Source organism: Actinocorallia lasiicapitis (assembly GCF_054778695.1).
In genome coordinates, this window is the sequence record NZ_BAAGZI010000319.1 from 1 (window position 1) to 6,946 (window position 6,946).

Consider the following 6,946-nt stretch of genomic DNA (forward strand, 5'->3'; position numbering starts at 1 on the left):
CACCCCGCCCGCCGAGCAGGTCCTCGCCCTGGCGCCCCGCCCCGGCTGGGCGCTCCTGGCCGTCCACCAGACCGGCACCGCCCTCACCGCCTGGCAGGCCGCCCCGCGCTGACGGTCAGCCCTTCACCGAGCCGGCCGACAGGCCGCTGACGATGAAGCGCTGCGCCCACAGGAACACCCCGACCGTCGGGACGGCCGAGATCAGGACGCCCGCGGAGAACATCCCGAAGTTGGTGTTCCGGCCGTCCTGGCCCAGCAGGCCCGCCATGCCGACCGCGAGGGTCTTGGACTCCGGATCCTGGAGGAAGATGTTGGCCATCAGGAACTCGCTCATGATCCCGATGAAGCCCAGCAGGCCCGTCACCGCGAGGATCGGCGTGACCAGCGGCAGGATGATCCGGAAGAAGATCTGGGCGTGGGACGCGCCGTCGATCCTGGCGGCCTCGTCCAGCTCGCGCGGGACGGTGTCGAGGAACCCCTTCATCAGATAGGTGCTGACGCCCAGCGCCCCGCCCATGTACAGCAGGAACAGGCCCCACAGCGAGTTGAACCCGAACGTCGGCCACAGCTCGCCGATGGTCGTGAACATGATGATGATCGTCACGATGGCGAGGAACTGCGGGAACATCTGGATCAGCAGCAGCGACATCAGCCCGACCCGGCGGCCCCTGAACCGCATCCGGCTGAACGCGTAGGCGGCCAGCAGCGACAGGAAGCAGCTCACGAACGCCGCCAGCAGCGACAGCACCACCGAGTTGACGAACCAGCGGCCGAACGGCGCGTCGGGCGTCCCGAACAGGGCCCTGAAGTTGGCGAGGCTCGCGCCCGTCGGCCACAGCTCGCTGGACGACAGCGTGCCGAGCGGGTTGAACGCCGCCGACACGACGAACAGCACGGGGAACAGCGCGAACGCGAGGACGCCCAGCATCGCCAGATGACGCCAGCCGCTGCGAGAGAACCATCTGGTCATGCGAACACGTCCTCCTGGGCGCGGGTCCTGCGGAAGGAGTAGATCGACATCACCGCGACCAGCAGGAAGATCAGCACCGAGAGCGCGGCGGCGAAGCCGAAGTCGGCGGTGTTCGCCCCGAACGCCATCCGGACGGTGTAGGTGATGAGCAGGTCGGTCGCGCCGACCGTGGTGTCGTCTGCCGGGAACGGCCCGCCCGCGGTCGTCAACTGGATCACGTTGAAGTTGTTGAAGTTGAACGCGAAGGACGAGATGAGCAGCGGGGTCGTCGCGACGAGCAGCAGCGGCAGCGTGATCCGCCGGAACCCCTGCCAGAGCGACGCGCCGTCGATCTTCGCGGCCTCGGTGAGCTCGCCGGGGATGGCCTGGAGCGCGCCCGTCACCACGAGGAAGATGTAGGGGAAACCGAGCCACACATTGATCAGGATGACCGCGAACCGGGCGGCCAGCGGCTCGCCGAACCAGTCGACCCCGGTGCCGAGCACCCGGTTGACCAGCCCGAACTCGGTGTTGAACATGCTCCGCCAGACCAGCAGCATCGCGAACGCCGGCATCGAGTACGGCAGCACCACCAGCACCCGGTAGACGCGCAGCGCCCGGGTGCGCCAGCCGTGCAGGAGCATCGCGATGGCCGTCCCGACGACGAACGTGCCGAGGACCGTCGACAGGGCGAAGAACAGGTCCCAGACGAACGTGCCGAGGAAGTGGCTCAGCACGGTCGAGTCGCCGAAGATCCGGGAGAAGTTCGCGAACCCGACGTTGACCTTCCAGCCCTGGGAGAGGTTCTCGCCCGCGGCGTCGACGAACAGGCCCTTGTCCTCGTCGGCCGTCCAGCGGTCGCCCGTCGCGGTGTCGACGATCGCGTCGGCGGCCCGGTCGTAGGTCTTGGTGCGCTGCCCCTCGTAGGCGCGGGACAGGCCGGTGGCCTTGATCGCGCCGCGCGGGGTGGGCACCTCGAACGCGATGATCTGCTTGTCGTACCCGGCGGCCTGCGCGGTCGTCAGCACCTGGAGGCCCGGCGCCGTCAGGACCTTGCCGGTGATGCCGAGCTTGACGCCCTCGACCGGGGTGAGGCCCTGCTCGGTGCCGAGCTGGGTCCGCTTGGTGGCGGTGTCGGTGAGCAGGAACGCCAGCCGGCCGTCCTGGAGCGCCAGCGACAGCGCGTACTCGGGCGCGCCCTTGACCTGGGTGAGCGAGGAGCTCTCGATCGCGGTGATCGCCTCCTGCTTGGTGCCGCGGTGGCCGTCGCCGAAGTTCGTGAACGCGACGCTCACCGTGTACAGCACGGGCAGGAGCTGGAGGCAGACCATCAGCAGCGTGCCCGGCACCAGGTACTTCAGCGGCACATGCCGCCTCGTCAGATACAGGTAGACGGTGCCGGCCGTGACCGCCACGAGGATCGCCAGTCCGGTCCAGTGACGGCCGGAGACGAGCGGCGGCGCGGCGTAGAACGCCATCGCCGCGACGAAGGCCAGGACCAGGACCCGCCCGACCACGAACCCGGTGGTGATCTCACGGGTGATCTCGCGGCGGTTCCTGCGCGGGGATTCGGGGTGGGACGGTCCGGAACGTGGGGAGCCCGCGCTCCCCACGTTCACCGCCTGCTCGGTGGCGGTCACGACGGACTACTTGTTGATCGCCTTGGTGACGGCCTTGGCCGCGGCGTCGACCGCGGTCTTCGGGTCGCCGCCCTTGATGACCGCGGCCTCGGCCTTGCCGAACGGCTCCCAGATCGCCGACATCTCGGGGATGGCGGGCATGGGCAGGCCGTTGGCGCCGGCCTCGAGGAACTTGGCGAGGTCGGGGTCGGTGGCCTTGGACTCCTCGAACGCCGCGATCAGGGCCTCGGGGCGCGGGTCGGCCTTGAACAGGGCGAGCTGGACGTCCTTGTTGGTGACGTAGTTGGAGACGAACTCCTGCGCGAGGGCCTTGCTGCCGCCCTTGGACGCCACGAAGAACGACTGGACGCCCACGAACGGGGCCGCGGGCTTCGCGCCGTCGAAGCCCGGGATCGCCGAGACCTCGTACTTAATCTTCGCGGTCTTGACCTGGGCGGTCGCCCAGGGGCCGGAGACCAGGAAGGCGCACTTCTTGGAGGTGAAGGTCGGGATGGAGTTGTCGGCGCCGATCGACGTGGTCAGCGCGCCGGAACCCTTCGCGCCGAGCTTCGCGATCTTCTCGAACGCCGCGACCGACTCGGGCGAGCCGAGGGTGACGTTCTTGGGGTCGGGGTCGCCCGCGGCGGTGGTGCCGAACAGCGAGCCGCCCGCGGAGGAGAACAGCGGGTACAGGTGGTAGGCGTCGCCGACGTCACCGGACTGCAGGCAGAGGATGTTCTTGACCTTGCCGGCCTTCTTCAGCTCCGTGCCCTTGGCGACCAGGTCCTCCAGGGTCTTGGGGGCCTCGGGGGCGAGCTCGGTGTTGCGGATCAGCGCCAGGTTCTCGATCGCGTAGGGCGCGCCGTAGGTCTGGTTGTTGAAGCTGACGGCCTTCATGGCGAGGGGCTGGAAGGCGGCCTTCTGCTCCTCGGTGAGCTGAACCGGGTCGATCGCGCCGTTCTGCACGAAGTTGCCGATCCAGTCGTGCGCGGTGACGACGATGTCGGGGCCCGCGCCCTTCTGGGAGGCGGTGAGGAACTGGGTCTGCAGGTTCTCCGCGAAGCCCTTGACCTCGACCTTGACGCCGTTCTCGGTGCCGAACTGCTCGCCGAACGCCTTCAGCACGGTGGAGCGGGGGACGTCGGACCAGATGACCAGCTTGCCGTTGCCCTTGTCGACGGCGGCGGCGGAGGTCTGGGCCGGGGCGGCGGCGTCGTCGTTCGAGGAACCGCCACAGGCGGCGGCGCTGAAGGCCAGTCCCAGTGCGAGGGCGGCCACACCCGCGGAACGGATGCGCATGGGGATCTCCCGGTTCTAGGGGTTTGGGGTGATGGCCGGGAGGTTAGCAAGAGTTTTCATAGATTGGAAGTTCTTGCAGCAAGATGCCGATCCTGTTACAGATAGTGCCTGTAACCACTCGTCAGATCCCCCGTAAGCCCACAGAGAGGGCCACCCCGTGACTGTCTCCGACTGGTGGCGTGATGCCGTCGTCTACCAGGTGTATCCACGCAGCTTCGCCGACGGGAACGGCGACGGCACGGGCGACCTGCAAGGTCTCCGCAACCGCTTGCCTTACCTGCAAGAACTCGGCATCGACGCCCTGTGGCTCAGCCCGTTCTACGTCTCACCCATGATCGACGGCGGCTACGACGTCGCCGACTACCGCGACGTGGACCCCCGCTTCGGCGGCCTCGCCGACTTCGACGCCATGATCACCGACGCGCACGCCCTCGGCCTGCGCGTGATCGTCGATCTCGTCCCGAACCACTGCTCCGACCTGCACCCGTGGTTCCAGGAGGCCCTCGCCGCAGGCCCCGGCTCCCCCGAACGGGCCAGATTCCACTTCCGTGAGGGACAGGGCGGCCTGCCCCCGAACGACTGGCAGTCGATCTTCGGCGGCCCCGCCTGGACCCAGGTCGAGGACGGCCAGTGGTACCTGCATCTGTTCGCCCCCGAACAGCCCGACTTCGACTGGAACCACCCCGAGGTCCGCGCCGAGTTCCGGGACGTCCTGCGGTTCTGGCTCGACCGCGGCGTCGACGGCTTCCGCGTGGACGTCGCCCACGGCATGGTCAAGGCCGACGGCCTGCCCTCGATCGGCTCCGACACCCACCGCAGGATCGAACTGTTCGGCCACAACCGGGTGCCGTACTTCGACCAGGACGGGGTCCACGACATCTACCGCGAGTGGCGGCCGATCCTCGACTCCTACCCGGGCGGGCGGATGGCCGTCGCCGAGGCGTGGGTGGAGAACGCCGAGCGCCTGGCCCGCTACATCGGCCCCGACGAGCTCCACCAGGCGTTCAACTTCGCGTTCATGGAATCGGAGTTCGCCGCCAAGGACTACCGGAAGGTCATCGACGACTCGCTCGCCGAAGCCGACCTGATCGGCGCGCCCACCACGTGGGTGCTGTCCAACCACGACAAGGTCCGGCACGTCACCCGGTACGGCGGCGGCACTGCGGGCCAGGACCGCGCCCGCGCCGCGCTGCTGCTGATGCTGGCGCTGCCCGGCTCCACCTACCTGTACAACGGCGAGGAACTGGGCCTGGAGGAGGTCCTGGACCTGCCGGACGAGCTCCGCGAGGACCCGTCGTTCCCGCGCACCGGCGAGAGCCGCGACGGCTGCCGCGTCGCCCTCCCCTGGTCCGGCGAGCTGGCCGGCTCCTACTGCTTCGGCCCGGCCGGCTCCCGGCCCCCGCACCTGCCGCACCCCGCCGCCTGGGCGGAGCTGACCGTCGAGAAGCAGGACACCGACCCGGCGTCGATGCTCAACCTGTACCGGCGGGCCCTGCGACTGCGCCGCGAGCACCCGGCACTCGGCGGCGGCACCCTCACCTGGCTGCCCTCCCCCGACGGCGTCCTGGCCTTCAGCCGCGACCCCGGCCTCACCGTCGTGGTCAACACCGCCGACACCCCGATCCCCCTCGACGCCTTCGGCACCGAACTCCTCCTGTCCAGCCACCCCCTCGCCGACGGCCTCCTGCCCCCGGACGCCGCCGCCTGGCTGGCCGGCTAGAAGATCGACAGCACATAGGCCACCAGTTGCGCCCCGATCGCGATGAGGAAGACGGCCGCCGCCAGCACGGCGGCCACCAACATGCTGATCCGCCAGGTGCGGTAGAGATCGGTCACAGCTTGTACCCCTCGCCGTTCAGGATCCACTGGGTCAGATCGGTGATCGCCGGGTCGAGGCCGTCCTCGACCCGGCTGGAGGTCCGGAAGAACCGGACGTCCGCGAACGCCTTGCCCATCGTGCGGACCATGTTGTCCAGGCCGATCTCCGGGCTCTCCAGCCACGCCTTGATCGCGTCACTACCGCCCTCGGGGACGACGTCGCGCACCAGGTCCTGCTTGGTGAGCGCCACCGCCAGCCTGGCCTTCTTCGGATTGACGCCCTGCTCCTCGATCCCGCTCAGCACCTGCGCGAACATCAGCTCCGGCGCCCGCTCCGCCCGGATCTTGCGGAACCTGGCCCGCTGCGGCACCTCCAGGGAGTTCCACACCGGCTCCACCGAAAGCTGGTCCAGCGTGTACACGAAGGTGCGGGCGATCCCCATGAACCGCTGGGTCTGCATCCGCTCGGCGCTCTCGAAGATCTCGCCCGCGGGATCGAACACGTGCAGCAGACGGGTGATGCCACCGGCCGTCAGATAGAAGGAGTAGGCGCGGACCGGCGCGTCACCGGCCAGGGCCGTCTTCCAGGTGTCGGCCCCCGACTTCAGGGCGGGCGCGAACTTCTCATACGCCGACCGCGACGGCTCGTCGGCGAACTTCACCTCGCTCCCGCCCCGCTCGTCCAGGGCCTGGACCAGGGCCAGCATCAGCCTGGTCTTCCCCGACGAGGAGCCGCCGACGACCGGCAGCACCACCTCCGGCACCGTCCCGACGCTCTCGGCCAGCTCCTTCGCGCAGTGCGGGCAGTGCGCGACCATGTTGTGGCTGCCCAGCATGAGCAGGGTCCGCATCGACGCCCCGCAGTAGCACTTGCGGTTGATCAGGCCGTACCGGCCCGGCCTGACGTCCAGATGACGGCGGCCGCACGACGGCTCAGGACAGCTGTAGGCGGGATACCCGACCTTGTTCTGGCAGGACGGGCAGGTCAGCCCGATCCCCTTGATCTTCAACCGGACCGTGTCGATGCCGCGCAACGCCATCAGCAGCACGAACGCCAGCCCGGCCAGCACCAGCCAGAGCGCCGCCTGGAGGGCGCCGACCGCGAGCACCGCCGTGGCCGCGATCAGCGCGCCCAGCGCCAGCCCCGACCAGAGCAGCACCCCGGCGAGCCAGCCGACGAACGGGGTCAGCGGCGGGGCCGTGAAGCAGTTCCTGGTGATCCACGCCCCGTGGTCGCGGAACTTCCCGACCGGCAGCAGGA

5 protein-coding genes are annotated in these 6,946 nt (G+C 69.3%); 1 reads left to right on the forward strand and 4 read right to left on the reverse strand.

The window, feature by feature from the left end; translation table 11 throughout:
- Positions 1-115: 115 nt before the first annotated feature.
- The 3 genes from ACYVE7_RS26120 to ACYVE7_RS26130 are packed head-to-tail and all read right to left on the reverse strand — an operon-like array spanning position 116 to position 3,867.
- Positions 116-970, reverse strand: coding sequence for a sugar ABC transporter permease (locus tag ACYVE7_RS26120; RefSeq protein WP_460368128.1), 855 nt, complete (start codon positions 968-970; stop codon positions 116-118).
- A complete protein-coding gene (locus ACYVE7_RS26125; protein WP_460368130.1) occupies positions 967-2,589 on the reverse strand; it encodes an ABC transporter permease subunit in 1,623 nt (540 codons plus the stop codon). Before ACYVE7_RS26125 ends, ACYVE7_RS26120 begins: the two co-directional genes overlap by 4 nt.
- Before the next feature lie 6 nt (positions 2,590-2,595).
- On the reverse strand, positions 2,596-3,867 hold the full coding sequence (locus tag ACYVE7_RS26130; protein ID WP_460368132.1) for a sugar ABC transporter substrate-binding protein: 1,272 nt from the start codon (positions 3,865-3,867) through the stop codon (positions 2,596-2,598).
- Between the two features lie 157 nt (positions 3,868-4,024).
- Between ACYVE7_RS26130 and ACYVE7_RS26135 the strand changes: the two genes are divergently transcribed.
- Positions 4,025-5,587, forward strand: coding sequence for a glycoside hydrolase family 13 protein (locus ACYVE7_RS26135; RefSeq protein ID WP_460368133.1), 1,563 nt, complete (start codon positions 4,025-4,027; stop codon positions 5,585-5,587).
- A gap of 112 nt (positions 5,588-5,699) precedes the next feature.
- Here ACYVE7_RS26135 and ACYVE7_RS26140 read toward each other — a convergent pair.
- The coding region (locus ACYVE7_RS26140; protein WP_460368135.1) for a TRAFAC clade GTPase domain-containing protein at positions 5,700-6,946 on the reverse strand (1,247 nt) is incomplete at its 5' end.